At 71.7% G+C, this 24921-nt stretch carries 26 protein-coding genes and 1 pseudogene; 15 read left to right on the top strand and 12 right to left on the bottom strand.

The window, feature by feature from the left end:
• Positions 1-2: 2 nt before the first annotated feature.
• Positions 3-356 carry a YrdB family protein gene (locus tag ACTWPW_RS32130; protein ID WP_375111912.1) on the bottom strand — a complete coding sequence of 118 codons (354 nt, stop codon included), beginning with the start codon at positions 354-356 and terminating at the stop codon, positions 3-5.
• A gap of 113 nt (positions 357-469) precedes the next feature.
• On the opposite strand from ACTWPW_RS32130, the pseudogene ACTWPW_RS32135 reads away from it, so the two are divergent.
• The 4 genes and pseudogenes from ACTWPW_RS32135 to ACTWPW_RS32150 form a co-directional block, all read left to right on the top strand.
• Positions 470-595, top strand: a pseudogene (locus tag ACTWPW_RS32135) (TetR/AcrR family transcriptional regulator); the annotation flags it as partial.
• 229 nt (positions 596-824) lie between these two features.
• On the top strand, positions 825-1163 hold the full coding sequence (locus ACTWPW_RS32140) for a TetR-like C-terminal domain-containing protein (protein ID WP_443170814.1): 339 nt from the start codon (positions 825-827) through the stop codon (positions 1161-1163).
• 24 nt (positions 1164-1187) lie between these two features.
• Positions 1188-1511 carry a PadR family transcriptional regulator gene (locus ACTWPW_RS32145; RefSeq protein ID WP_375111914.1) on the top strand — a complete coding sequence of 108 codons (324 nt, stop codon included), beginning with the start codon at positions 1188-1190 and terminating at the stop codon, positions 1509-1511.
• The gene (locus ACTWPW_RS32150) at positions 1508-2389 is read left to right on the top strand and encodes a hypothetical protein (protein WP_375111915.1); all 882 of its coding nucleotides are present in this window, start codon (positions 1508-1510) and stop codon (positions 2387-2389) included. Before ACTWPW_RS32145 ends, ACTWPW_RS32150 begins: the two co-directional genes overlap by 4 nt.
• Before the next feature lie 48 nt (positions 2390-2437).
• On the opposite strand, the gene ACTWPW_RS32155 is transcribed toward ACTWPW_RS32150, so the two are convergent.
• The 5 genes from ACTWPW_RS32155 to ddaH form a co-directional block, all read right to left on the bottom strand.
• The gene (locus tag ACTWPW_RS32155; protein WP_375111916.1) at positions 2438-3034 is read right to left on the bottom strand and encodes a TetR/AcrR family transcriptional regulator; all 597 of its coding nucleotides are present in this window, start codon (positions 3032-3034) and stop codon (positions 2438-2440) included.
• Positions 3035-3044: 10 nt separating this feature from the next.
• Positions 3045-5444: a PEP/pyruvate-binding domain-containing protein gene (locus ACTWPW_RS32160; RefSeq protein WP_375111917.1), complete on the bottom strand. Its 2400-nt coding sequence runs from the start codon at positions 5442-5444 to the stop codon at positions 3045-3047.
• Entirely contained in the window at positions 5441-6817 is a 1377-nt protein-coding gene (locus ACTWPW_RS32165) for an MDR family MFS transporter (RefSeq protein ID WP_443170815.1), read from the bottom strand. Before ACTWPW_RS32165 ends, ACTWPW_RS32160 begins: the two co-directional genes overlap by 4 nt.
• A gap of 572 nt (positions 6818-7389) precedes the next feature.
• Entirely contained in the window at positions 7390-9096 is a 1707-nt protein-coding gene (gene leuA / locus ACTWPW_RS32170) for a 2-isopropylmalate synthase (RefSeq protein WP_375111919.1), read from the bottom strand.
• Between the two features lie 181 nt (positions 9097-9277).
• Positions 9278-10024 (bottom strand): dimethylargininase, encoded by a 747-nt coding sequence (ddaH, locus tag ACTWPW_RS32175; protein WP_443170816.1) that lies wholly within the window; start codon positions 10022-10024, stop codon positions 9278-9280.
• A gap of 38 nt (positions 10025-10062) precedes the next feature.
• On the opposite strand from ddaH, the gene ACTWPW_RS32180 reads away from it, so the two are divergent.
• The 5 genes from ACTWPW_RS32180 to ACTWPW_RS32200 all read left to right on the top strand — a co-directional run bounded on the left by ACTWPW_RS32180 (position 10063) and on the right by ACTWPW_RS32200 (position 14889).
• Positions 10063-10308, top strand: a complete 246-nt coding sequence (locus tag ACTWPW_RS32180; protein ID WP_375111921.1) for a DUF2630 family protein — start codon at positions 10063-10065, stop codon at positions 10306-10308.
• A 54-nt stretch (positions 10309-10362) separates the two neighbouring features.
• Complete coding sequence (locus ACTWPW_RS32185; protein ID WP_443170817.1) at positions 10363-11337, top strand: GNAT family N-acetyltransferase; 975 nt, start codon at positions 10363-10365, stop codon at positions 11335-11337.
• Between the two features lie 241 nt (positions 11338-11578).
• On the top strand, positions 11579-12892 hold the full coding sequence (locus ACTWPW_RS32190) for an MFS transporter (RefSeq protein ID WP_443170818.1): 1314 nt from the start codon (positions 11579-11581) through the stop codon (positions 12890-12892).
• Between the two features lie 9 nt (positions 12893-12901).
• A complete protein-coding gene (locus tag ACTWPW_RS32195; protein WP_375111924.1) occupies positions 12902-13567 on the top strand; it encodes a response regulator transcription factor in 666 nt (221 codons plus the stop codon).
• Positions 13564-14889, top strand: coding sequence for an ATP-binding protein (locus tag ACTWPW_RS32200; protein ID WP_443170819.1), 1326 nt, complete (start codon positions 13564-13566; stop codon positions 14887-14889). Before ACTWPW_RS32195 ends, ACTWPW_RS32200 begins: the two co-directional genes overlap by 4 nt.
• Here the strand turns inward: ACTWPW_RS32200 and ACTWPW_RS32205 are convergent.
• On the bottom strand, positions 14880-15785 hold the full coding sequence (locus ACTWPW_RS32205) for a TAXI family TRAP transporter solute-binding subunit (RefSeq protein WP_375111926.1): 906 nt from the start codon (positions 15783-15785) through the stop codon (positions 14880-14882). The two genes, ACTWPW_RS32200 and ACTWPW_RS32205, sit on opposite strands and share 10 nt — an antisense overlap.
• Before the next feature lie 26 nt (positions 15786-15811).
• On the opposite strand from ACTWPW_RS32205, the gene ACTWPW_RS32210 reads away from it, so the two are divergent.
• Positions 15812-16534, top strand: a complete 723-nt coding sequence (locus ACTWPW_RS32210) for a Mut7-C RNAse domain-containing protein (RefSeq protein ID WP_375111927.1) — start codon at positions 15812-15814, stop codon at positions 16532-16534.
• Here ACTWPW_RS32210 and urtE read toward each other — a convergent pair.
• Genes urtE through urtA form a run of 5 tightly spaced genes read right to left on the bottom strand, consistent with a single transcriptional unit; the run spans position 16531 to position 21015 of the window.
• Complete coding sequence (gene urtE / locus ACTWPW_RS32215) at positions 16531-17220, bottom strand: urea ABC transporter ATP-binding subunit UrtE (RefSeq protein ID WP_375111928.1); 690 nt, start codon at positions 17218-17220, stop codon at positions 16531-16533. The genes ACTWPW_RS32210 and urtE overlap by 4 nt on opposite strands.
• Positions 17198-17947, bottom strand: coding sequence for an urea ABC transporter ATP-binding protein UrtD (gene urtD, locus ACTWPW_RS32220; RefSeq protein WP_375111929.1), 750 nt, complete (start codon positions 17945-17947; stop codon positions 17198-17200). The genes urtE and urtD overlap by 23 nt, the downstream gene beginning before the upstream one ends.
• Complete coding sequence (gene urtC, locus ACTWPW_RS32225; protein ID WP_443170820.1) at positions 17931-18962, bottom strand: urea ABC transporter permease subunit UrtC; 1032 nt, start codon at positions 18960-18962, stop codon at positions 17931-17933. Before urtC ends, urtD begins: the two co-directional genes overlap by 17 nt.
• Positions 18959-19807 (bottom strand): urea ABC transporter permease subunit UrtB, encoded by an 849-nt coding sequence (gene urtB / locus ACTWPW_RS32230; protein ID WP_375111931.1) that lies wholly within the window; start codon positions 19805-19807, stop codon positions 18959-18961. The genes urtC and urtB overlap by 4 nt, the downstream gene beginning before the upstream one ends.
• A complete protein-coding gene (gene urtA / locus ACTWPW_RS32235) occupies positions 19807-21015 on the bottom strand; it encodes an urea ABC transporter substrate-binding protein (RefSeq protein ID WP_375111932.1) in 1209 nt (402 codons plus the stop codon). The genes urtB and urtA overlap by 1 nt, the downstream gene beginning before the upstream one ends.
• A gap of 195 nt (positions 21016-21210) precedes the next feature.
• Between urtA and ACTWPW_RS32240 the strand changes: the two genes are divergently transcribed.
• Genes ACTWPW_RS32240 through ureG form a run of 5 tightly spaced genes read left to right on the top strand, consistent with a single transcriptional unit; the run spans position 21211 to position 24916 of the window.
• A complete protein-coding gene (locus ACTWPW_RS32240) occupies positions 21211-21513 on the top strand; it encodes an urease subunit gamma (RefSeq protein ID WP_364123473.1) in 303 nt (100 codons plus the stop codon).
• Positions 21510-21821, top strand: coding sequence for an urease subunit beta (locus ACTWPW_RS32245; protein ID WP_375111933.1), 312 nt, complete (start codon positions 21510-21512; stop codon positions 21819-21821). Before ACTWPW_RS32240 ends, ACTWPW_RS32245 begins: the two co-directional genes overlap by 4 nt.
• Positions 21814-23541, top strand: a complete 1728-nt coding sequence (locus ACTWPW_RS32250) for an urease subunit alpha (RefSeq protein WP_443170821.1) — start codon at positions 21814-21816, stop codon at positions 23539-23541. Before ACTWPW_RS32245 ends, ACTWPW_RS32250 begins: the two co-directional genes overlap by 8 nt.
• Positions 23541-24227, top strand: a complete 687-nt coding sequence (locus tag ACTWPW_RS32255; protein WP_443170822.1) for an urease accessory protein UreF — start codon at positions 23541-23543, stop codon at positions 24225-24227. Before ACTWPW_RS32250 ends, ACTWPW_RS32255 begins: the two co-directional genes overlap by 1 nt.
• 14 nt (positions 24228-24241) lie before the next feature.
• The gene (ureG, locus tag ACTWPW_RS32260; RefSeq protein ID WP_375111935.1) at positions 24242-24916 is read left to right on the top strand and encodes an urease accessory protein UreG; all 675 of its coding nucleotides are present in this window, start codon (positions 24242-24244) and stop codon (positions 24914-24916) included.
• Positions 24917-24921: the final 5 nt, after the last annotated feature.

Genomic DNA, 24921 nt, shown 5'->3' on the forward strand with positions numbered 1-24921 from the left:
GATCAGACCTCTTTCCAGACGATGCGGAGAACCGCGTTGAGAACGAAGAGCGCGGAGAAGACGGCGGCGGAGGTGACCAGCCCGGAGGCGTAGAGCGCGAGGGCGCCGCCGCCGAACCAGAGGATCTCCAGCGCGGCCCGCGCCAGGCCGGTCAGCGGGTAGGTGGCGTTCGCGCCGCCCCCCGCCCCGAACAGCGCCCAGGCGGCCACGAACAGCGCCGGGCCGCCGAGCCCCGCCAGCAGCTTGACGATCCAGTGGGGGCTGACCGTGAAGCCCCAGTAGGCCACGGAGGCCAGCACGCCCAGCTCGAGCAGGAACATCAGCAGGGCGTTGGCGTTCTTGGCGAGGGCGAGCATTCCGGGCCTCCGTGAGTGGTGTTCGCTTACGAGAGCAATGCTCTCTCAAAAGAGCGCCAATCGTCAAGAGCAGTGCTCTCGATTTTTGGCACCGCTCTGATAATCTGCTTCACATGACAGCCAGCCGAACCGCCAGAGAACGCGTCAGGGCCGAGCTCACCAAGGAGATCACCGACATCGCGCGACGCCAGCTCGCCACCGAAGGGGCCGGCGGCCTGTCGCTGCGGGCCGTGGCGCGCGAGATGGGCATGGTCTCCTCGGCCATCTACCGCTACTTCCCGAGCCGCGACGACCTCCTCACCACGCTGATCATCGACGGCTACAACGCGCTCGGCGAGGCCGTCGAGCGGGCCGAGGCCACGTGCCCGCGCGTGGCATACCGGCAGCGATGGCTGACGGCCTGCCACGCCGTGCGCGACTGGGCGGTGGCCCACCCCCACGAAATACGCGCTGATCTACGGCTCCCCCGTGCCCGGCTACCAGGCGCCGCAGGACACGATCGCGGCCCGCGTACGCGACGTCACCGTGCTGGGCCGCATCGTCGCCGACGCCTGGCGGGCGGGCGCGCTGCGGACCCCGGAGACCGACGCCCCGCCCGAGCTCGGGCCCGACTCCGCCAACTTCCGCGCGCTCATGCCCGAGGTGCCCGACAGCGTGATCTGGCTGGCCCTCACGGCGTGGACCACGTTGTACGGGTGGGTCAACTTCGAGGTGTTCGGCCAGTTCAACAATGCGATCGACGACCGGGGCACGGCGTTCGGGCATGCCATGGGGCTGATGGGCGACACGATGGGGCTTGCTCAGTAAGACTTACTAAGTTTTACTGAATACATGGCACGCAGGACACAGGAGCTCGGCCGCTTCACGGACGTGGCGCTGCTGGTGCTCATCAGCCTCGCGGAAGGGCAGAAGCACGGCTACCGGATGATCGGCGACATCGAGGAGTTCTCGGGGACGTCGCTGGAGCCGGGCACGCTCTACGGGGCGCTGATGCGGCTGGAGGAGCGCGGCTGGATCGAGCCGGTGGGGTCCGCGGAGCGGCGCAAGCCGTACCGGATCACCGAGGGCGGGCGGGAGGCGCTGCGCGAGCAGCTCGCCACGCTCCGCCGCGTCGAGCAGGCGGGGATCACACGCGTGTCTTGGGGGCAGGCATGATGAGGACGCTGGCGAAGGTCGTGCTGGGCTGCTACCCGAAGGTGTGGCGGCAGCGCTACGGCGAGGAGGTCGCCGACCTGGTCGCCGCGCGGCCGGTACGCGCGCGCACGGTGCTCGACCTGGCCGGCGGCGCCGCCGACGCGTGGCTGCACCGGCGGCACATCCCCGGGGGCAAGCCCATCAGGATCCCGCTCCCGCTGCTGCTGCCCGTCGCCGGCTACGGGCTGCTCAATCTGTGGAATCCCGGCGTGCGCGACATGACCAGCATCAACGGCGTCTGGGCCCAGGCGGCGAGCCTGGGGCCGATCGCCGAGCAGCTGGCCAACGCGGCGACGTCACTGTTCATCGCGGCGGCCGCGATGGGCGCGCTCTCGGTGATGCCGCTGCTGCTCACCTCGTTGGCCGCCTCGTGGCGGCCGTCGGCCGGTGCCGTCACCCGGGGCAGGGCGCGTGGGGTGGTCGCGACCGCTCCGCTCCTCGCGCTCCCGATCTGGGGGTTCTGCTCCATGTACTACAGCATGGCCTTCGACGGCGGCGGGTTCCCCGTCGGGCCGCTGGGTCACGCGATGCTCGGCGGCTTCATGGGGCCGATCGTGCTGGCGCTGGTGCTGCCGCTGCCCTCGATCGCGGCCAAGGCGCCCGCCCTCGTGCCCGACGTGCGGGCGAGCGGCAACACGCTCGCGGTGGCGGCCATCCTGAACGCGATCGGCTGGCTGGCCATCGCGGTCCTGCTGGCCATGGGCCTGACCCAGGCGTCGCCGCGGTTCCTGATCGCCATGGCGGCCAGCGTGCTGGTCAGCATCGGGATGACCGCGCTGGTCGCGAGAAGCGCGCTCCGGCAGGGCCGCGCCACCGTGGGCGAGCTCAGCCTCGCCTGACCACCCCGCCGACCAGGCTTGTCCGGCCCGCGGTGGGGCAGGGGGCGGTCAGCTTCGGGCCGGTTTGAGCAGGGGCACGAGCACCTCGTCCACGATCTCGACCACGAGCCGGTCGGGGATGGGCGGCCCCTCGAAGAGGAAGTGGTGGCGCAGCAGGGCGTGCCCGGCGTCGAGCCGGCGGGGGGTGACATCCGCCGGATCCACCTCCCCGCGCTCGACGGCCCGGCGGACGACCTCCTCCATCAGCTTCCTGCTGACACCCTGCGAGTTCCGCCGCATGCTACCGAGCGGCGACTCGCCCCTGAGCGCCTCCCCGAGCAGCCCGCGCATCGCCTCTCCGGCCGGGCCGGACAGCGCCTGCGCCGTGCGGGTGAGCATCGCCACCAGGTCGTCGCGGAGGTTGCCCATGTCGGGCGAGCTCTCCGGCGTGGGCAGCGACTGGTAGACCGCCTGCATCACCAGCTCGATGCGGGTGGGCCAGCGCCGGTAGAGCGAGGCCTTGCTGGCCTTGGCCCGCTCGGCGACGCGCTCCATGGTCAGCCCGGCATAGCCGACCTCGGCCAGCTCGTCGAGCGTGGCCTGGTAGATGGCGGCGCTGAGCGCCTCGCCCCGGCGCCGTGGCTGCTTGCGGTGGTCGGTGACCATGGTGGCAATTTTAGGGAGCGCCGGTGACCGCGCCGTCGTGGGCGGTGACCGCCTGCCCGGTCACCCTGCCGGTGTCGCCGTTGACGGTGACCACCTGCCCGTCCGCCAGCACCGACGTCGCCGTGCCGGTGCCCATGACGGCCGGGATGCCGTACTCCCTGGCCACGATCGCCGCGTGCGAGGCCGTGCCCCCGGTGTCCACGACCACGGCCGCCGCCTGCTGGAACAGCGGCGTCCACGACGGGTTCGTGTACGGGCAGACGAGCACGTCGCCGGCGGCGAGCCGGCCGAACTCGGCGGGGGTCCTGATCACCTTCACCGGCCCCGTCGCGCTGCCCCCGCCGGCCGGCGCCCCCGTGACCAGCGCGTCCCCCGGATCGGAGGCCGGGAAGACCGCGGCGGGGTCGAGCAGCCGCACCCCGGCCAGCTCCTCCCGCTTGGCCGCCCGTGCCCTGACGGTCTCGCGCAGCCGCTCGGCCGCCTCCCCTCGCAGGGCGGCCACGTCCGCGATCGCCTCCAGCTCCTCCAGCCGCAGGTGGAAGACGTCCTCCGGCTGACCGAGCACGCCCGCCGCGCGCAGCCGGCGGCCCATCTCCAGCAGCGACCTACGCAGGACGGGCTGCGGCATCATGAAGTAGAAGTGGCTGTCCTCGCGGAAGGCGACGCCCGCGCGGGCCGCCGCCACCCAGCGCGCGACCCTGGCTCGGCGGCGCTTCGAGCGCAGGAGGGGGTGGGCGAGCAGGCGTTCGAGCGCGTCGTCGGGCTCCTTCTGCGGGGGCGGCCCGGCGGCCAGCACCCTGACCAGGTCGAGGACGACCTCGGGGGCGTCGCCCCAGGTGGGCACGGTGACGAGGAGAGGGCTCGCGGTCTCGCGGTGGCCGTACTCCGCCAGGAACGCCGCCAGCGCGTCCGCGAACTCGGCGGGCGGCGGGTCGGTGTCCAGGGCTCCCGTGCGCCTGGCCACCTCGGCCAGGTGTTCCAGCGCCCGGTTGGTGTCCGTGGTACGGGTACGCGCCCCGTGCAGCAGGTCGCCGAACAGCGCCCGCCGCCCGAGCAGCCTGGTCGTCACCAGCAGCCGCAGCATCGCCAGCCCGAAGCCCGGCAGGTAGTCCACCCGCAGGTCGGCCACGGGCGTCACCAGGGCGAGCGCCTGCCTGGGCACGCGCCGCAGCTCGGCCCACGACATCGCGCCCAGGTCGCGGGCGCCCAGCTCCTCGATCGCCGCCAGGTAGTCGCGGAAACGCGGGTCTCGCGTCCACCGGGCGGGGTCGTACCGTCTGGCCTTGGCCAGCAGCCGGAACGGCGTCGCGAGCACCTTCACCGTGGGGTGCGGGGCGGGCGGCAGGAGCTGGTAGACGACGCCGTCCTCCTCGCGCAGGAAATCCTCGAACGCGCGCCGCACGCCGAAGGTGCCCAGGACCTTGCCCATCAGCCCGGCCGGGCCGTACGGGACCCACGTGGACATGTCGATCGGATACGGCCGCTCGGGCAGGTATTCCAGCAGGACCGTGGCCAGGCGGCGCTGCACCGGGTTGAGCCTGCCCACCGGGGGCGGCGGCAGCGCGGTCATCGGGCGGGCCTGCAGCAGGTGGACGCGGCCGCCCGCGTACGCCCACTCGATGTCCTGCGGGCGGCCGAAGTGCGCGGCCACCTCGCGGCCCAGCCGGCCCAGCTCGGCCAGGACCGCGTCGGGCAGCCGCTCGGCGCCCTCGTCCGTGCCGCTCTCGCGGGTGACGCCGCCGCCCGCCGTGCCGCGAATGACCACCTCGCGGCGGCCGGGCGTGAAGTCGGCCTTCCCCGACGGGTGCAGCACGTAGTGGTCCGGCGTGACCAGGCCGGACACGACGGCCTCGCCCAGGCCGCTGCTGGCGTCGATCACGATCCGGGTCCGGTCGCCGCTGACCGGGTTCGCGGTGAACATGACGCCCGCCACGTCCGCCTCGACCATGCTCTGCACGACCACCGCGATCCGTACCTCGGAGTCGTCGATGCCCAGCTTGGCGCGGTAGGCGACGGCGCGGTCGGTGAAGAGCGAGGCCCAGCAGCGGCGTACGGCGTCGAGCAGCGCCGCCTCGCCGACGACGTTGAGGTAGGTGTCCTGCTGCCCGGCGAACGCGGCGCCGGGCAGGTCCTCGGCGGTGGCGCTCGACCGTACGGCCACGGGGCCGCCGCCGAGCGCGGCGTAGGCGTCGACGATCGCCTGCCGCAGGTCGTCGGGCAGCTCGACCCGCTCGAAGGCGGCCCGGGTGTTGCGGCCCTGGGCGACCAGCTCGTACGCGTGCGTGGTGACGACGAACCCACCGGGGACCGGGAAGGAGTTCCTGACGAGCTCGCCCAGGTTGGCGCCCTTTCCGCCGGCCATGGCCAGGTCACCCCGGCCGAAGGCGTTCAGGGGTGCGACGAGTTTCACTGTCTCTCCTCGACGTATGAGGTGGTACGGAGTGGCCGCGCGGGCAGCGCCAGCGCGAGGACGAACGCCACGGCGAGCAGCGGCGCCATGGCGGCGAACACGGGCGGCACGGCCTCGGCGAACGCCTGGCGGACGCCTGGCGGCAGGTTCGACGGCGAGGTGCTGGAGATGCCCGACCGCAGCGTGATCAGGGCGCCCACGAGCGCGACCCCGGCCGAGGCCCCGATCTGGCGCAGGAACGTCACCGACGAGGTGGCGGTGCCCAGGTCGGCGTACTCCACGGCGTTCTGGGCGGCCAGCACCATCACCTGCATGACGAGCCCGACCCCCAGCCCGGTCAGCGACATGGCGAGAACGAGCCCGGCCGTCGAGCCCGCGGTCAGCCCGATCAGCCCGAGCCCCACCGCCGCCAGGGCCGTGCCCGCGACGGGGTAGGGCTTGTACGTGCCGGTCCGGGTGATGAGCCGCCCCGACACGACGGTGGTCAGCAGCACCCCGCCCATCAGCGCGGTCACCAGCAGCCCGGCCTGCGTGGCGCTGGTGCCGTGGGCGATCTGCACGTACGCCGGCATGTACGTGACCGTCCCGAACAGCGCGAAGCCGATGACCAGGCTGATCAGCACGGGGACCGCGAACGCCCGGTCCCTGAACAGCCGCAACGGCAGGATCGGGTCCTTGGCGTACCGCGCGCTGACCAGCCACGCCGCCACCCCTGCCGCCGCCAGCGCCAGGTAGGCGGGATTCCTGGTCTGCCCCACCATGACCACGCCCACCACGGCGACGGCCAGCGTGACGGCCCCCGCGACGTCGAGCGGCGCCCGCGACTGTGGCCGCGGCAGCTTGAGCGTGAGACTCAGCACGACCAGCGCCAGCAGTCCGAGCGGCGGGTAGATGGCGAAGATCCACCGCCAGCTCAGCCGGTCGATGAAGAACCCGCCGACCAGCGGCCCGCCCACGGCGGCCACGACATACGCCGCCCCGATGAACCCGAGGTAGCGCCCCCGGTCCCGGGGACTCACGATCTCCCCGATGATCGCCTGTGCCCCGATCATCAGCCCGCCACCGCCCAGCCCCTGGATCGCGCGGAAGGCGATGAACTGCGGCATCGACGTGGCCAGCGCGCACAGCACGGCGCCGGTCACGAAGACGACGATGGCGACCTGCATGGTGGGCTTGCGTCCGTACCGGTCGCCGAGCTTGCCGTAGACGGGCATGACGACGGTGGCGGCGACGAAGTAGGCGGTGACGACGGCGGGCATCTGCTCCAGCCCACCGAGCCCACCGGCGACGGCGGGGAGCGCGGGGGCCATGATCGTCTGGTCGAGCGCGCCCAGCAACATCGCCAGTATCAGACCCGACAGCACGAAGCCCATGGCACCGCTCCTTAGAGAACGAACCGTTCTCTAAGGAGCATAGGATTCATTCCATAGAAACGCAACGTTCACTAACACGAAGAAGAGGTACGACGACCCTCGCCGCACCCGGGCACGGCCTTGCGGAGGAGGGGCGCGAGAGGCGACTGCTTGGCGGGATCCCCCGCTCAGGCGGCACACCGGCCCGCGCTGCGCCCGCACGGGTGTGGTGCGCGAGACCGGAGGCAACGGAAGGGCGCAACCTCCCGTACGCCCGCCCAGGAGAACCGCCACCACACCCGCCCCGCCCTGACACGGCCCCTCAGGGGAGGCGGGTGGGAGGCAGGGAGGGCACAAGGCGCACGAGCGGCCAGGACCTGCGAGGGAGCGAGGCGGAAGGGCAAGGCGCTGCAAGGGCCGGGAAGCGTGAGAGGGCGCGAGGAGCGCGATGCCCGCCGCGGGAGTCGCGGGCGGGCGGCGTGTGCGAACAGCGGGGACCCCGCTCCCCACGCCCTCGGCGAAGGTCCTTGGAAGGGGAGCGGGAGGCCCGTGGTCAGACAGTGCGGGTGGAGGAGCGGGGACCGCTCACACCATCAGCGGGAAGCGCGGTTGACCGCGGAGATGATGGCCTTCAGGGAGGCCGTCGTGGTGTTGGCGTCGACGCCAACGCCCCACAGCACCTTCCCGCCGATCTCGCACTCCAGGTAGGAGGCGGCCTTGGCGTCGCTGCCGGCGCTCATCGCGTGCTCCACGTAGTCGAGGACCCGCGCCTGGATGCCGACCCCCGCGATGGCGTCGATGAACGCCGAGATGGGGCCGTTCCCGGTGCCCGCGATCTCGCGGATCTCACCGTCGACGCGTACGTCGGCGCTGATGCGGTCCTTGTCGTCCACCGTGGACTCGTGGCGGTGGGCCATGAGGCTCAGGCGGCCCCAGCGGTTGGCCGGGTTGGGCAGGTATTCGTCGCGGAAGATCTCGAACATGGCGGCCGGGCTGATCTCGCCGCCCTGCTCGTCGGTGCGGGCCTGGACGACCTTGGAGAACTCGATCTGCAGCCGGCGCGGCAGGTCGAGCTGGTGGTCGGCCTTCATGATGTAGGAGACCCCGCCCTTGCCCGACTGGCTGTTGACCCGGATGACGGCCTCGTAGGTGCGGCCGATGTCCTTCGGGTCGATGGGCAGGTAGGGGACGGCCCAGGTGAACTCGTCGACCGGCACGCCGGCGGTGGCCGCGTCGCGCTCGAGGTGCTCGAAGCCCTTCTTGATGGCGTCCTGGTGGGAGCCGGAGAAGGCGGTGTAGACCAGCTCGCCGCCCCACGGGTGGCGCGGGTGCACGGGCAGCTGGTTGCAGTATTCGGTGACGCGGCGGATCTCGTCGATGTCACTGAAGTCGATCTCGGGGTCGACGCCCTGGGAGAACAGGTTCATCCCCAGCGTGACCAGGCAGACGTTGCCGGTGCGCTCGCCGTTGCCGAACAGGCAGCCCTCGATGCGGTCGGCGCCGGCCATGTAGCCCAGCTCGGCGGCGGCCACGGCGCTGCCGCGGTCGTTGTGCGGGTGCAGCGACAGGACGATCGAGTCGCGGTGCTTGAGGTTGCGGTGCATCCACTCGATCTGGTCGGCGTAGATGTTGGGGGTGGCCATCTCGACCGTGGCCGGCAGGTTGATGATGACCTTGCGGTCGGGGGTGGGCTGCCACACCTCGTTGACCGCGTCGCACACCTCGACCGCGTATTCCAGCTCGGTGCCGGTGAACGACTCCGGCGAATACTGGAAGTAGACGTCCACGTCGGTGGCGTCGGCGAGCTTCTTGACCAGCTTGGCGCCCTCGACCGCGATGGCGGTGATGCCCTCTTTCTCCTGGCCGAACACGACGCGGCGCTGGAGGGTGGAGGTCGAGTTGTACAGGTGCACGATGGCCTGCTTGGCGCCCTCGATCGACTCGAAGGTGCGCTCGATCAGCTCCGGCCTGGCCTGCGTCAGCACCTGGATGGCCACGTCGTCGGGGATGCGGCCCTCTTCGATGATCTGCCGGATGAAGTCGAAGTCGGTCTGCGAGGCGGCCGGGAAGCCCACCTCGATCTCCTTGTAGCCCATGCGTACCAGCAGCTCGAACATCTGGAGCTTGCGGTGGGAGTCCATCGGGTCGATCAGGGCCTGGTTGCCGTCGCGCAGGTCCACCGCGCACCAGCGGGGCGCCTTGGTGATGACCTGATCGGGCCAGGTGCGGTCGGTCAGCCGGATGGGTTCGAACGGCTGGTAACGGTGGATCGGCATGCGGCTGGGCTGCTGGGCGGTCATGGCTGATGCTCCTCGTCGGTCTGCGGAAGAAAGCGGCCGACGCGCATGGCTCGCTCCGCGGCGAGGGAGCCGGCCTTAGAGGCCCCCGCCGCGGCAGCTAAGAAGGAGCCCGCGCAGCATGCCATGAACGCTACCAGACACCTCGGGATGCACCGCCCCGGATCTCAGATCCTGAGAAACATCAGTCCGCGATCAGGACGCTGAGACAGGTCACGCAACCCTCGATCCGCTCGTACTCGGAAATATCAACCTTTGTCACGATAAATCCGCGCTTTTCGAGCATGGCGGCGGTCTGCGGCGCCGACGCGGCCAGCAGGACGCGGTCGCCGCCCAGCGGCACCACGTGCGCCCCCGACTCCTCCTCCGGCACCAGCAGGCCGGGCAGGTCCACGCGGCGCGGGTCCCCGATGAGCGTCCCGTCGGGCAGCGCCGTCACCGCCGACTTCAGGTGCAGCACCCCGCTCATGACCACGGGCACGACCCGGCGCTCGGGGAGCAGGGCGGTCAGCTGCGTGATGCCCTCGGCGCTGGTACGGGCGGACCTGCCCACGTACACGGTGGGGCCGGTCTGCAGCACGTCGCCGCCGTCCAGCGTGCCGGGCGGCGCGATCCTGACCGACCTCATGCCCAGCTCGCGTACGACCTCCGCCACCGACTCCACCTCGGGCCGCCGCTCCGGCGCGCCCGGCCTGGTCAGCACCGCCAGCCGCCTCGACACCACCACCGTGTCCTCGACGAACGGCCCGTCGGGCAGGTCGTCGGCGGGCGGCACGTACACGGGCCGCCACCCGGCGCCGGCCAGCGCCCGCACGTAGGCGTCGTGCTGTGCGGCGGCCCGTTCGCAGTCCACCGGCTCCCGCTCGATGTGGGTGACGATGCCCTCGGCGAGCCGCGGGCCGGGCTTCCTTACCAGCGCGATACCAGACATAGGGCGTGTTCTATCACGCAAGCATTAGAGTCTTGGGCATGCGGGACGACGAGATTCTCACCAGGATCAGTGCCCTGGTCACCGAGGAGCACGAGCTGCGCGACAGGCTCTCCGCCGGCCAGGTCACCTCCGACCAGGAGCACGAGCGCATCAAGGAGCTGGAGACGGCCCTCGACCAGTGCTGGGATCTGCTCAGGCAGCGCCGCGCCAGGCGCAGCGCGGGCGCTGACCCCGACGGCGCCGCCGCCCGCCCCGTCGGCGAGGTGGAGAACTACCGCCAGTGAGCGTGCCGTAAATTCGCTGGCAGGCGCCGGCCCGCGTACGTTTTGCTGGGGCGTATGCGCATCCAGCCGATCGATCTCGATCACCCGGGCGACCTCATCGAGGGCCTGTACGACGCGTTCGTGACCGGGAGCGCCGACGACCCGGGGCCCATGCTCTCCCTCCCCTGGTTCTCCTACCTGGTCAGGACGGGCGGTCCGGGCGAGCGGTCCGAGGCGTGGGTGACGACGGAGGGCGGGAAGGTGGCCGGCGGCTACGCGCTGACCCTGCCCCAGCACGACAACACGCACATGGGCTGGCTGTTCCCCCTCGTGGTGCGGCCCGAGCGGGGCGGCGGGGGCCTGGGCTCGGCGCTGTTCGCGCACGCCCTCGACCGGATGCGCGCCCATGGCCGGACGCTGCTCCTGACCGAGACGCCCGCCGCCGGCGTGGGCATCCGCTTCGCCACCGCGCGCGGGATGTCGGTCGCGCTCAAGGAGGCCCGCCGCACGCTCGACCTGCGTACGGCGGACTGGGCGGCGCTGGAGCGGATGCGGCCGGAGGTGGCCGGCTACCACCTGGAGCGCTGGGTCGGCCCGGCGGGCCCCGAGCTGCTGCCCGACCTGTCCACGCTGATGGGCGGCATGAACGACGCCCCGCGCGACGCGGACGTCGAGGACATGAACTTCTCCGTCGACCGCCTGCGCATCCGCGAGGAGTCCATCCCGGTCACCGGCCGCACCTGCTACACGGTGATCGCCCGGCGCACGTCCGACGGCGCCCCCGCCGGCTACACGCGCATCCTGCTCGACGCGGAGCGCTCCGACGGCTGGGGCCACCAGGCGGACACGACCGTGCTGCGCGAGCACCGGGGTCACCGCCTGGGGCTGCTCCTCAAGGTCGACAACCTGCTCTGGCTGCGGGAGCGGGAGCCCCACCTCGACCGGATCATCACCTGGAACGCCACGTCCAACGCCCACATGCTCGCCATCAACGAGGCCATGGGCTTCGAGCTCTTCGACGAGTGGAGCGAGTTGCGGCTGGAGGTGTAGTCGCCCCAGGCCATGACCTCGGCCCGTACACCCTGCTCGAAAGGCCGGGCGAGGGCGGCATGGGGGTCGGCGCTCGAATGCGTGCAGAATGCCAAGCCGCCGTTGCGTCGAGGTTAAGCACGCGTAAGAACCTCATGTTAAGCGGACGTTAGATCTGACCCCTGCTCCCTTGTCCGAACATCCTTCTGGCGTAAGGCTCTGACCAGCCACTACTCCCCCCAAGAGCCCCCGGAGGTGCTTCGTGAGCAAGGCACGCGTGCCATGGAAGGCCGTGATCGGCGGTTCCGTCGGCAACCTGGTCGAGTGGTACGACTGGTTTGTCTACAGCAGTTTCGCCGTCTATTTCGCCGCCGCCTTCTTCCCCGAGGGCAATGACACGGCGAAGCTGCTCAACACCGCCGCCATCTTCGCCGTCGGCTTCTTCATGCGCCCGCTCGGCGGCTGGCTGCTCGGCCGCTACGCCGACAGGAAGGGCCGCAAGGCGGCGCTCACGCTCACCGTCACGCTGATGTCGGCCAGCGCCCTGCTGATCGCGATCGCGCCCACGTACGAGGCGGTCGGCTACTTCGGCGCCCTGGTGCTGGTCGTGGCGCGACTGCTGCAGGGCCTGTCGGTCGGCGGCGAGTACGCGGCCAGCGCCACCTACCTCACCGAGGCCACCCCGCGCGGCCGCCGCGGCTTCGCCTCCAGCTTCCAGTACGTCTCCATGACCGCCGGCCAGCTCGTCGGCCTCGGCCTGCAGATCATCCTGCAGAACACGATGTCCACGGAGGCCCTGAACTCCTACGGCTGGCGCATCCCGTTCGTGGTCGGCGCGGCGGCCGCGGCCGTCGTGTTCTACCTGCGCCGCAGCCTGCTGGAGACGGAGGCGTACGACGAGGAGGAGCGCGAGGACACGAGCGCCGGCCGCGGCACGATCGCGCAGCTGCTCACCCACAAGAGGGAGGCGCTGCTGGTCATCGCGCTGACGATGGGCGGCACGGTCGCGTACTACACCTACACCACCTACCTCACCAAATACCTGTCGAACACCGCCGGCCTGGCCAAGGAGACGGCCACGCTGGTGAGCTTCTGCGCGCTGTTCATCTTCATGTGCCTGCAGCCGCTGGCGGGGGCGCTGTCGGACCGGATCGGGCGGCGGCCGTTGCTGATCACGTTCGGGATCGGGTCGATGATCGGGACGGTGCCGCTCATGACCGCGCTCGGCGGCGTCAGCGGGTTCGGCGGCGGGCTGGTGCTCTCGCTCGCCGGGTTGCTCATCATCACCGGCTACACCTCGATCAACGCCGTGGTGAAGGCCGAGCTCTTCCCCACGAACGTGCGCGCCCTCGGCGTGGCGCTCCCCTACGCGATCGCGAACGCCCTGTTCGGCGGCACCGCCGAGTATGTGGCGCTGTGGTTCAAGGACAGCGGTATCGAATCCGGCTTCTTCTGGTACGTCTCCGGCTGCGCCGCGGTGTCCCTCGTCGTCTACCTCACCATGCGCGAGACCAGGGACGCCGCGCTCTCGCGGGCCGAGCGGGCCACGGCGGAATCGGTGCCCGCCCGCGTCTAACCTGGCGACATGCGGGTTCTCCTGGTCGAGGACGACGATCGGCTCGCCTCAGCGCTCACCACGGCCCTCGCCCGGCACGGCCACCAGGTCACCCGGGCGGGGCTGGCCGTCGACGCCCTCCGGCTGGCGGGGGGCGTCGACTTCGTCCTGCTGGACCTGGGCCTGCCCGACATGGACGGGCTCGACGTGCTGCGCCGCCTGCGCCGGGTGTCGGCGGTGCCGCTGATCGTGGTCACCGCCCGTACCGAGGAGCGCGAGGTGCTCCGCGGCCTGCGGTCGGGGGCCGACGACTACCTGGTCAAGCCGTTCCGCACGGTCGAGCTGATGGCCCGCATGGAGGCGGTGGTGCGGCGCGGCACCCGGCCGCGCCCGCCGCGCGACGACGTGGTGAGCGTCGGCGACGTGCGCATCGACCTGGAGTCCAGGCAGGTCACGGTGGCCGGGGAGGCGGTGACGCTGACGCGGCGGGAGTTCGACCTGCTGGCGCTGCTGGCGCGCGAGCCGGGCGTGGTGCGCGGCAGGGAGGAGATCCTCGACGAGGTCTGGGGCGACCCGCTGCTGTCGGCGTCCCGGTCGCTGGACGTGCACGTGGCCAACCTGCGCTCGAAGACCGGCCGTCCCGGCCTGGTGGAGACGCTGCGCGGGACCGGCTACCGGCTGGGCTCGACGGCGTGAACTCCCGGCTGGTGGTCACGTTCACGACGCTGATCGTGTTCCTGGTCGCGGCGCTGGCGGTGCCGCTGGGCCTGGCCTACGCCTCCCACCGTACGAACCGGCTGCTCCTCGACCGCCGCGCCGACGCCACCCGCTTCGCGGAGCTGGCCGACCATGCCGCGCGGGAGGGGGACCGGTCCGGGCTGCTGACGGAGATCACGCGCTACGCCGACCTGTACGGCGCCGCCGTACGCGTGCGCGACCGCGACGGCTCCCTCCTCCTCACCGCCGGCCGCTTCGAGGCCGACGACCGCGACGCGCTGCGCCTGGCGCTGTCCGGCCGCACGACGGAGGACCTGCCCACGATCAGCCCGTTCGGACCGGCCACGGTGCTGCTCGCCGAGCCGGCCGGCCGGGACGCGCAGCTGTCCGGCGTGGTGCTGCTCCAGGCCCCGGCGGACCGCGCCCGGGTGGACGTGACGCTGGTGTGGGCGGGGCTGGCGCTGGGCGCGCTGGTCACGCTGGCCTACGCGGTGCTGGTGGCCAGGCGGCTGGCCCGCTGGATCCTGCGGCCGGTCACCGAGCTCGACCGCACCACGCAGGCCATCGCGCAGGGCCGGATGGACGCGCGGGCGCATCCCGGCGTGGGCCCCTCGGAGCTGCGGCGGCTGGAGGTGCGCTTCAACGCGATGGCGGACGCGGTCGCGGGCGCGATGGAGCGGCAGCGGGCGTTCGTGGCCGACGCCTCCCACGAGCTGCGCACCCCGCTCACGGTGCTCGGGCTGCGGATGGAGAACCTGGAGCCGCACCTGCGCGTCGAGGGCACGGCCGAGTACGAGGAGGCGATGGCGGAGCTGGACCGGCTGGCGCTGCTGGTGGAGGACCTGCTGGCGCTCGCCAGGGTGGAGGCGGGCGCGGGGGTCGAGGGCAAGGAGATCGAGCTGGGGCCGCGGCTGGCGGCGTGGCGGGAGGTGTACGGGGCGAAGGGGGTGCGACTGGTGACCGACATATCCGAAATGTCGGTCGTTCCCGAGGTAGCGGCCAGGATCGCCGACATAGCCCTCGACAACGCCCAGAAATTCGTGCCCCCGGGCGGCACGGTGACCGTCACGCTGGCCGACCGGGTGCTGCGGGTGGCCGACGACGGGCCGGGGCTGAACGAGGAGGAGCGCGCGGAGGCACTGGGCCGCTTCTGGCGATCCGGCGCCCACGCGAACGTCCCGGGCAGCGGCCTGGGCCTGGCCATCGCCGCCGAACTGGCCAGATCATGCGGCGCCACGCTGCGCCTGCTCCCCGCCGAACCGCACGGGCTCGTGGTGGAGCTCCGGCTGCCTCAGCCGTAGGCGGTGCGGTAGTAGCGGGCCGCGCCCGCGTGCAGCGGCACGACACCGGTGCCGATGGCGTAACGCTCGTCCAGCCGCCCGCCGGGGGCCGACGGGGCCTGGAGGCGGTCACGGGCGCGGAAGAGCGTCTCGGTGATCGTGTACGCCAGGTCGGCCGGGAGCGAGGTCCGGCACATCAGGTAGCTGGGGGTGCCGATGGTCGGCACGGGCCTGGTGCCCCCGTAGGTGCCGGTGGGCACGGACGCGTCCTCGTACAAGGGGCCGAACACCCGCCGCAGCACCGGCACCAGCGGCTCCAGCGGCACGAGACGGATGCCGCCGGCCTCGGCCAGCGCGGGCGTGGGCACGCCGCCCGACCAGAAGAACGCCTCGATCCGGCCGCTCCGCAGCGCCGCGACGGAGGCGTCCAGCTCCAGCCGGGCGATCTCGGGCGGCCGCTCCAGCCCGGCCGCGGCCAGCACGCGGGTGGCGGTCACCGCCGTGCCCGACCCCTCCACGCCGATGGACACGGCCCGCCCGGCCAGCTGTCGCACGGTGGCGATCTCGGAGCCGGCGGCGACGACCAGGTGCACGTAGTTCATGTACATCCGGGCCAGGGCGGAGACGGGCTGGTGGCGTACGCGTATCGCGTCGTCGGCGCTGTCGGCCAGCGCGAACCCCGCGTCCGCGCGCCCGTCGGCCATCATCGTGAGGTTCTGCACGCTGGCCGCGGTCCGCAGCACCCGCACCCTCAGCCCGCCACGCCGCAACTCCTCCGCCAGCCGGTCCCCGAACTGCCCGTACGGCCCGCCCGCCAGCCCCGTCGCCAGCCGCAGCTCCGGCAGCCCGCCGTCGCCCGCCGAGCACCCGCCCGCCAGCACGGCGAGCCCGAGGAAGGAGCGGCGCGATATGGACATGAATTAACGCTATCCGGTGGCACAGAATGGACAGCGTGACGACCGCACGCCTGCGCATCTCCCCAGAGCTGAGGATGTTCCTGCCCGTGAGCCGCCGCCAGGAGTGGCAGGAGGTGACCCCGGACGGCACCTCCACGCTCGGCCACCACGTCGAGTCGATCGGCGTCCCGCTGACGGAGGTCGGCCCCATGGTGGTGAACGGGCGGGGCGTGGCCCCGGCGTACCAGCTCGTGCCCGGCGACGTGGTCGAGGTGCACCCGGTCCCCCGGCCCCAGCAGCTGCCGGAGGAGCCGCGTTTCCTGCTCGACGTGCACCTGGGCACGCTGGCGCGGCGGCTGCGCCTGCTGGGCATCGACGCGGCCTACCACAACGACATGGACGACCCGGCGCTGGTGGTGCAGGCCAACGAGGAGCGGCGGGTGCTGCTCACCCAGGACCGCGGCCTGCTGCGCCGCCGAGCGCTGTGGCTGGGCGCGTACGTCCGCGGCTCCGCCCCCGCCGACCAGCTCCGCGACCTGCTCGAACGCTTCGCCCCGCCGCTGCGCCCGTGGACGCGCTGCACGGCCTGCAACGGCGAGCTGGCGCCCGTACCGAAGGACGAGGTCGAGCCCCTGCTGGAGGCCGGCACCCGGCGCCACTACGACGCCTACGGCCGCTGCGCGACCTGCGGCCAGGTCTACTGGCACGGCGCGCACAGCGACCACCTGGAGGAGATCGTCCGGACGGCCCGCGCCTGGACGACCGCCTAGACGGCCAGCAGGCGGCGGACGTCCTCGCGGTGCAGTTCCTCGGCCGTCCCCGTGCGTACGACGTGCCCGCCGTCGAGGATGACGAAGGTGTCCGCCAGCCGCAGCGCGATGTCCAGATACTGCTCCACCAGCAGCACGGCCAGCCCGGAGGCGTGCAGCCGCTCGATGGCCGCCTCGATCTCCAGGATGATCGACGGCTGGATGCCCTCGGTCGGCTCGTCGAGGATGAGCATCCTCGGTCTGGTCACCAGCGCGCGGGCCATGGCGAGCTGCTGCTGCTGGCCGCCCGACAGGTGCCCGGCGCTCCGCTTGAGCAGCGGCCTGAGCGCGGGGAAGACGTCCAGGGCCTCGTCGATGGCCGACCTGGGCTGCTTGGCGGCCTCCACGGTCACCAGCAGGTTGCCCATGACGGAGAGCTGGGGGAAGCACTGGTGGCCCTGGGGGACGTACCCCATGCCGAGGCGCACCCGCTCGTGCGGCTTGAGCCTGGTGACGTCGCGGCCGTCGAACGTCACCGTGCCCGCCGTGGGGGGCAGCACCCCCATGATCGTGTTGAGCAGCGTGGTCTTGCCGACCCCGTTGCGCCCCATGACGCATGCGAGTTGCCCGGGCTCGACCTCGAGCGAGACCCCGAACAGCACGCGGGCCCTCCCGTACCCCGACTCAAGGCCGGTTACCGACAGCATCGCTGGCCCTCCTCCCCAGATAGACCTCCTGCACGCGCGGGTCGGCGCTGACCTGGTCCACCGACCCCTCGACGAGCACCTTGCCCTCGTGCAGCACGGTCACCTTCGAGGCGTGCCGCCGCAGGAACTCCATGTCGTGCTCCACCACGATCACCGTGTGGTCGTCGGCGATCTGGGTGAGCAGCTCGCCCGTGCGCTCGCGTTCGTCCTTGGACATGCCGGCCACCGGCTCGTCCAGGAGCAGCAGTCTGGGCCGCTGCGCCAGCAGCATCCCGATCTCCAGCCACTGGCGCTGGCCGTGCGAGAGAACACCCGCTGAACGCTCGGCGAGCTCTTCGAGCCCGGTCCTGGCCAGGGCCTCCTCGACGGCCTCCGAGACGCCCCTGCGCCGCCTGGCCAGCGACCACAGCGGCTTGCGGAAGCTGGCGGCCAGGTCCAGGTTCTCGAGCACGGTGAGCGCCTCGAACACCACCGACGTCTGGAAGGTGCGCCCGATGCCGAGCCGGACGATCTGGTGCTCCTTCCGGCCGACCAAGGAGTGCTCGCCGAACCGCACGCTGCCCGCGGCCGGCCTGGTCAGGCCGGTGATGACGTCGATGAGCGTGGTCTTGCCGGCGCCGTTGGGCCCGATGAGGAAGCGCAGCTCGCCCTCGGGCACGGTCAGGTCCACGCCGTCGAGCGCGCGGAAGCCGTCGAACACCACTTGTACGTCACGTAGTTCGAGCACGCCGCAACCTCCCCAGGATGCCGGCGATCCCCTTCGGGGCCAGCGTCATGACCAGGATGAACAGGGCCCCCTGCAGGTAGAGCCAGCCGTCGGCGAACTGCTCGCTGAACGCCGTCTTGGCGTACCCCATGGCCACGGCCCCCAGCACGGCCCCGGCCAGCACGTGCCGCCCGCCTACGGCCACCGCGACGACGAGCTCCAGCGAGGGCACGACGCCGAGCAGCGCGGGCGAGATGATGCCGACGACCGGCACGAACAGGGCTCCGGCCAGCCCGGCCATGCCCGCCGAGGCGGCGAAGGTGACGGTCTTGACCAGGGCCGGGTCGTAGCCGAGGAAGCGCACCCGGTCCTCCCCGTCGCGCACGGCGACGAGCAGGCGGCCGTACCGGCTGTTCACGAGCTGCCGGGTGGCCAGGTACAGCACCCCGAGCACGCTCGCCACCACCACGTAGAGCCCGCGCTGCGTGGAGTCCTCGGCGAGGTCCTGCCCGAACAGCTCGAAGAAGTTGGTCATGCCGTTGGTGCCGCCGGTCAGCCCCTGCTGGCCGACGAGCAGGATGACCATGGCGGCGGCCAGCGCCTGGGTGAGGATCGCGAAGTACGCCCCCCGCACCCGCTGCCGGAACACCAGCGTGCCCAGGATCAGCGCGAGCGCCACGGGCCCGAGCACCGCCATGCCGAGCGCGAAGACCGGGTTCGCGAACGGCACCCACAGGGCGGGCAGTTCCTCCACCCCGCTCCACACCATGAAGTCGGGCAGCCCGCCCCCGTCGGCGTATCCGGCCTCGGTGAGCTTGAGGTACATGGCCATGGCGTAGCCGCCGAGCCCGAAGAACACGCCCTGGCCGAGCGCGAGCATGCCGCCCTGCCCCCAGGCCAGCCCGATCCCGAGCGCGACGATCGCGTAGCACAGATACTTGGCCAGCAGCCCCAGCCGGAACGGCTCCAGCAGCAGCGGCGCGGCCACCAGCGCGATCACGGCGATGGTCGCGAAGGGCAGATGTCGCTTGATCATGTGAGCACCCTCGACCTCAGCACGAACATGCCCTGCGGCCGTATCTGCAGGAAGGCGATGATCACAGCGAACACGATCACCTTGGCCAGCGACGCGTCCGACCAGAACTCGGCGTAGGAGTTCAGCAGGCCGAGGCCGATGGCCGCGAGCACCGCCCCGCGCAGCTGCCCGAGCCCGCCGGCCACGACGACCAGGAACGCGTCCACGATGTAGTACGTCCCGAGCGCGGGCCCGACGGGCCCGATGAGCGTCAGCGCCACCCCGGCCACGCCCGCCAGCCCCGACCCGATGAAGAACGTCAGCATGTCCACCCGGCCGGTGTCGATCCCGCTGGTGGCGGCGAGCTGCCGGTTCTGCACCACGGCCTGGGTCCGGCGGCCGAGCCCGGTACGCGTGAGGTAGACCCAGACCGCCACCACGCCGGCCACCGCGAGCCCCATGATGAACATCCGGTTGTAGGGCAGGATGCCCACCCCTCCCGACAGCCAGGAGGGGGCGGTCACCTGCACGTTCGGGGCGCCGAACAGGTCGCGGGCGAGCTGCTGCAGCACCAGGCTGACGCCCCAGGTGAGCAGCAGCGTGTCGAGCGGCCGGCCGTAGAAGTGCCTGATCGCGGCGCGCTCCAGGACGAGTCCCATGACCCCGGCGACCAGGAACGCCACAGGCAGCGCCAGCACCAGGTCCCGCACCAGGAACGCGGTGTAGGCCCCCGCCATGATGAACTCGCCGTGCGCCATGTTGATCACGCCCATCTGCCCGAACGTGAACGTCAGGCCGAGCGCGATGAGCAGCAGCACCGCCCCGATCGACAGCCCGATGGGGAGCTGGTTGACGAAGGCCGACATCACTGCCCCGCGGACAGACTGCTCGCCCAGGGGTAGCCCTTGAGGTACGGGTCCGGCTTGATCGGTTTGCCGGAGTCCCAGACCTGCTTGATCAGGCCGTCCGGCTGGATGATGCCGATGCGGGCGGTCTTGTACATGTGCTGGTTCTCACCGTCGATGGTGACCAGGCCCTCGGGGCGTTCGAGCGCGATGCCCGGCGCGGCCTTCTTGACCGCCTCGACCTCGGTCGTGCCCGCCTTCTTGACCGCCTCGGCCCACAGGTAGACGGCGTTGTAGCCGGCCTCCATGGGGTCGCTGGTGACCTTGTTCTGCCCGTACTTGGCCTTGTACGCCTTGACGAAGGCCTCGTTGGCCGGCGTCTCGGTGGTCTGGTAGTAGTTCCAGGCGACGGGGTGGCCGACGATGTTGTCCACGCCAATGCCGGTGACCTCCTCCTCGGCGATGCTCACCGACAGGACGGGCATGCTCTCGGCCGTGGCTCCCGCGCTCTTGAGCTGCTTGAAGAAGGCGACGTTGCTGTCGCCGTTCAGGGTGTTGAAGACGGCGTCCGGTTTGGCCTGGACGACCTTGTTGACCAGCGTGGAGTATTCGGTGTGGCCCAGTGGCGTGTACTCCTCGCCGAGGATCTCCATCCCGTTCGCCGCCGCGTACGCCTTGATGATCTTGTTCGCGGTCCGCGGGAAGACGTAGTCGCTGCCGACCAGGAACACCTTCTTCTTGCCCTGCTCCTTCAGGTAGTCCAGGCCGGGGATGATCTGCTGGTTGGTGGTGGCGCCGGTGTAGAAGATGTACGGCGAGCTCTCCAGCCCCTCGTACTGCACCGGATACCACAGCAGCGCCTTGTACCGTTCGAAGACCGGCAGCATCGCCTTCCTGCTGGCCGAGGTCCACCCGCCGAAGACGGTGGCGACCTTGTCCTGCCGGATGAGCTTGGTGGCCTTCTCCGCGAACGTGGGCCAGTCGGACGCGCCGTCCTCCACGACGGGGACGAGCTTCTTGCCGAGCACGCCGCCGGCCTTGTTGATCTCGTCGATCGCGAGCAGCTCGGCGTCGCGCACGGTGACCTCGCTGATGGCCATCGTGCCGCTGAGGGAGTGCAGGAGGCCGACCTTGATCTCGTTGGACTCGGCGGCGGGTTCGGCGCCGGATCCGCAGGCCGCGAGGGCTAAGACGAGGAGCGCGGAGACAATCGGGCTGGAGATGCGCACAGCCGTTCCTTCCTGCCGACCAGTTCTGCGAGAAAGGTGACTCGACATTTCGCTGGAAGATCCCGTACGTTAATTGGCGATTGCCAAACGTTCACAAATGCACAAACCCCGTCATGTCGTTATTCACCAAGTGGCGAAACCAACACGACATCCCCCGGCAACAGCGAGGAAACGGCCGGTTCCTATGGTCCGGCCATGCGGCTTACCTCACACGAGCAGGAGCGGCTGCTCATCCACGTCGCCGCCGGGGTGGCACGAGAGCGCCAGTCCCGGGGCCTTCGGCTCAACCACCCCGAGGCTACCGCCATCATCGCGTCGTTCCTCATGGAGGGCGCCAGGGACGGTCGCACGGTGGCCGACCTGATGGAGGCCGGGCGCTCGGTGCTCGGCCGGGCCGACGTCATGGAGGGCGTACCGGAGATGCTGGACAGCGTGCAGATCGAGGCCACCTTCCCCGACGGCACGAAGCTGGTCACCGTGCACAGGCCGATCCCGTGATCCCCGGCGAATACGTGCACCCCGAGGGGTCGATCGCGCTCAACCCCGGGCGCGAGCGGGTGACGGTGCGCGTGGTCAACACCGCCGACCGGCCGGTGCAGGTGGGCTCGCACTACCACTTCGCCGCGGCCAACCCGGGGCTGGAGTTCGACCGGAAGGCGGCCTGGGGGATGCGGCTCGACGTGCCCGCCGGCACGGCCGTCAGGTTCGAGCCGGGCGTCGAGCGCGACGTGACGCTGGTGCCGCTGGCCGGCCACCGGGTGGTGCCGGGCCTGCGGCCCGAGTGGGCGGGGCCGCTCGATGACTGACGGAGCTCGCATCTCGCGCGCCCGCTACGCGGCGCTCTACGGGCCCACGACCGGCGACCGGATCCGCCTGGCCGACACCGACCTGTTCGTGGAGGTCACCGAGGACCTGTCCATGGGCCCGGCCGGGCCCGGCGACGAGGCCGTCTTCGGCGGCGGCAAGGTCATCCGCGAGTCCATGGGCCAGGCCAGGACCACCCGGGCCGAGGGCGCGGCCGACCTGGTCATCACCGGCGCGGTGATCCTCGACCACTGGGGCGTGGTGAAGGCCGACGTCGGCATCCGCGACGGCCGCATCTTCGCCATCGGCAAGGCGGGCAACCCCGACACGATGGACGGCGTGGACCTGGTCATCGGGCCGTCCACGGAGGTGCTCGCGGGCAACGGCAAGATCCTCACCGCCGGGGCCGTCGACTCGCACGTGCACCTGATCTGCCCGCAGCTCCTCGACGAGGCGATCGGGTCCGGTGTCACCACGATCGTCGGGGGCGGCACCGGGCCGGTCGAGGGCACCAAGGCCACCACCGTCACCGGGACCTGGTATCTGGCCCGGATGCTGGAGTCGCTCGACTCCTACCCGCTGAACTTCGCGCTGCTCGGCAAGGGCAACACCGTGAGCACCGACGGCCTGCTCGAACAGCTCAGGGCCGGGGCCTCCGGCTTCAAGCTGCACGAGGACTGGGGCACCACGCCGGCCGCCATCGACGCCTGCCTGAGCGTGGCCGACGCCTCCGGCGTGCAGGTCACCATCCACACCGACACGCTGAACGAGGCCGGCTTCGTCGAGTCGACGCTCAAGGCCATCGGCGACCGGATGATCCACGCGTACCACACCGAAGGGGCGGGCGGCGGGCACGCCCCCGACATCATCCGCGTGGCGGCCTACCCCAACGTGCTCCCCTCCTCCACCAATCCCACCAGGCCGCACACCGTCAACACGCTCGACGAGCACCTCGACATGCTGATGGTCTGCCACCACCTCAACCCGTCGATCCCCGAGGACCTGGCCTTCGCCGAGTCGCGCATCCGGCCGACGACGATGGCCGCCGAGGACGTGCTGCACGACATGGGGGCGATCTCGATGATCGGCTCCGACTCGCAGGCCATGGGCCGGATCGGCGAGACGATCATCCGTACGTGGCAGACCGCGCACGTGATGAAGACCCGCCGCGGCTCGCTCGGCGATGTGGCGGCGGGCCCGGCCGACAACCTCCGCGCCCGCCGCTACATCGCCAAATACACGATCTGCCCGGCCATCGCCCACGGCCTGGACGCCGAGGTGGGCTCCGTCGAGCGCGGCAAGCTCGCCGACCTCGTCCTGTGGGACCCGGCCTTCTTCGGGGTCAAGCCCGACCTGGTGCTCAAGGGCGGCGTGGTGGCCTGGGCCCAGATGGGCGACGCCAACGCCTCGATCCCGACGCCGCAGCCGGTGCTGCCCCGGCCCATGTTCGGCGCCTCGCCGGTCACGGCGGCGGCCACCTCGCTGCACTTCGTCTCGCCCCTCGCCCTCGAGGCGGGGATCGCGGACCGGCTGGCGGTCCGGCGTCGCCTGGCGCCGGTCGAGGACGTACGGCGGAAGGGGAAGTCGTCGATGCCGCTCAACGACGCGCTGCCGCGGATCGAGGTGTCGCCCGACACGTTCGAGGTCCGGGTCGACGGCACCCTCATCGAACCGGCCCCCGCCACCACCCTGCCCATGGCCCAGCGGTACTTCCTGTTCTGATGCATCCCGCCCTGCTGCTCCTCACCGACTCCCGCCTCCCGGCCGGCGGGCACGCCCACTCGGGCGGCACGGAACGCGCCACAGTCTCGGGGGCGGTGCACGACGTGCCGTCCCTGGCGTCGTTCCTGCGCGGCCGACTGCACACCGCGGGCGCGGTCACCGCGGCCCTGACGGCGGCGGCCTGCGCCGAGGCCGCTCAGAACGCCACGCCCGCCGGCTGGACGGCGCTGGACGCCGAGGTGGACGCCAGGACCGCCGCCCCCGCGCAGCGGGACGCCTCCCGCACGCAGGGCAGGCTGCTGCTCCGGGTCGCCCGCCGGGTGTGGCCCTCGCCGGTGCTGCACGAGCTGGCCCGGGCCACGCCGAGCCCCCATCATCCGATCGCCCTCGGCGCCGCCGCACACGCCGCCGGGGCCACGCCGGAGGAGGCCGCGCTCGCGGCGGCGTACCACGCGGTCAGCGGGCCGGCCACGGCGGCGGTCCGGCTCCTGGGCCTCGACCCGGTGGCCGTGCACGCCCTGCTGGCCGGTCTCAGCTCCGATCTCACCGCCGTCGCCGCGCAGTCCTGCCTGGCCCTGACCACTCCGGGTCCCCGCTGGGAGACCCTGCCCGCGTACTCAGCCCCCGCGCTGGACCTTCTCGCCGAGCAACACGCCCAGGCCGAGGTCCGGCTCTTCGTCTCCTGAGGAAGGAACCCTGCATGGGAGCCAATCACGACGACCACCACCACACCCCCGACGGCCGCGGCCGGGCGCTGCGCCTGGGCGTGGGCGGCCCGGTGGGCAGCGGCAAGACGGCCCTGGTGGCCGCCCTGTGCCGGGCCCTGGGCCCGACGCTGTCCCTGGGCGTGGTGACGAACGACATCTACACCACCGAGGACGCCGACTTCCTGCGCCGGGCGGGCGTGCTCGACCAGGAGCGCATCCTGGCCGTCGAGACCGGCTGCTGCCCCCACACCGCCATCCGCGACGACATCGCCGCGAACCTCGACGCCGTGGAGACCCTGGAATACCGCTTCGGCCCGCTGGACCTGGTGATCGTGGAGAGCGGCGGCGACAACCTCACGGCCACGTTCAGCCGGGGGCTGGCCGACCGGCAGATCTTCGTCCTGGACGTGTCCGGCGGCGACAAGGTGCCGCGCAAGGGCGGGCCCGGCGTGACGACGGCCGACCTGCTGGTCGTCAACAAGACCGACCTGGCCCCCATGGTGGGCGCCGACCTGGGCGTGATGGCGCGCGACGCGGCAGCCGTACGCGGTGAGCGGCCGGTGCTGTTCACCTCGATCCGGCAGGACCCCACCGCCGCCACGGTCGCCACGTGGGTCTCCGAACAGGTGCACGCCTGGTCCCACAGCCACGCGGCCCCCGTCTCGTAATGCCC

Origin of the sequence: Nonomuraea sp. KM90 (assembly GCF_052246675.1) — a bacterium.
In the GTDB taxonomy this organism is placed as follows: domain Bacteria; phylum Actinomycetota; class Actinomycetes; order Streptosporangiales; family Streptosporangiaceae; genus Nonomuraea.

Bases quoted from the DNA above. Each gene is read 5' to 3' on its own strand.
- ureG (WP_375111935.1), top strand. From the start codon at position 24,242: ATGGGAGCCAATCACGACGACCACCACCACACCCCCGACGGCCGCGGC.
- urtB (WP_375111931.1), bottom strand. From the start codon at position 19,807: ATGTCGGCCTTCGTCAACCAGCTCCCCATCGGGCTGTCGATCGGGGCG.
- ACTWPW_RS32150 (WP_375111915.1), top strand. From the start codon at position 1,508: ATGATGAGGACGCTGGCGAAGGTCGTGCTGGGCTGCTACCCGAAGGTG.
- ACTWPW_RS32240 (WP_364123473.1), top strand. From the start codon at position 21,211: ATGCGGCTTACCTCACACGAGCAGGAGCGGCTGCTCATCCACGTCGCC.
- ACTWPW_RS32145 (WP_375111914.1), top strand. From the start codon at position 1,188: ATGGCACGCAGGACACAGGAGCTCGGCCGCTTCACGGACGTGGCGCTG.
- ACTWPW_RS32255 (WP_443170822.1), top strand. From the start codon at position 23,541: ATGCATCCCGCCCTGCTGCTCCTCACCGACTCCCGCCTCCCGGCCGGC.
- ddaH (WP_443170816.1), bottom strand. From the start codon at position 10,024: ATGTCTGGTATCGCGCTGGTAAGGAAGCCCGGCCCGCGGCTCGCCGAG.
- ACTWPW_RS32250 (WP_443170821.1), top strand. From the start codon at position 21,814: ATGACTGACGGAGCTCGCATCTCGCGCGCCCGCTACGCGGCGCTCTAC.
- urtC (WP_443170820.1), bottom strand. From the start codon at position 18,962: ATGATCAAGCGACATCTGCCCTTCGCGACCATCGCCGTGATCGCGCTG.
- ACTWPW_RS32205 (WP_375111926.1), bottom strand. From the start codon at position 15,785: ATGTCCATATCGCGCCGCTCCTTCCTCGGGCTCGCCGTGCTGGCGGGC.
- ACTWPW_RS32165 (WP_443170815.1), bottom strand. From the start codon at position 6,817: ATGGGCTTCGTGCTGTCGGGTCTGATACTGGCGATGTTGCTGGGCGCG.
- ACTWPW_RS32195 (WP_375111924.1), top strand. From the start codon at position 12,902: ATGCGGGTTCTCCTGGTCGAGGACGACGATCGGCTCGCCTCAGCGCTC.
- leuA (WP_375111919.1), bottom strand. From the start codon at position 9,096: ATGACCGCCCAGCAGCCCAGCCGCATGCCGATCCACCGTTACCAGCCG.
- ACTWPW_RS32130 (WP_375111912.1), bottom strand. From the start codon at position 356: ATGCTCGCCCTCGCCAAGAACGCCAACGCCCTGCTGATGTTCCTGCTC.
- urtE (WP_375111928.1), bottom strand. From the start codon at position 17,220: ATGCTGTCGGTAACCGGCCTTGAGTCGGGGTACGGGAGGGCCCGCGTG.
- ACTWPW_RS32210 (WP_375111927.1), top strand. From the start codon at position 15,812: ATGGACAGCGTGACGACCGCACGCCTGCGCATCTCCCCAGAGCTGAGG.
- ACTWPW_RS32180 (WP_375111921.1), top strand. From the start codon at position 10,063: ATGCGGGACGACGAGATTCTCACCAGGATCAGTGCCCTGGTCACCGAG.
- ACTWPW_RS32155 (WP_375111916.1), bottom strand. From the start codon at position 3,034: ATGGTCACCGACCACCGCAAGCAGCCACGGCGCCGGGGCGAGGCGCTC.
- ACTWPW_RS32185 (WP_443170817.1), top strand. From the start codon at position 10,363: ATGCGCATCCAGCCGATCGATCTCGATCACCCGGGCGACCTCATCGAG.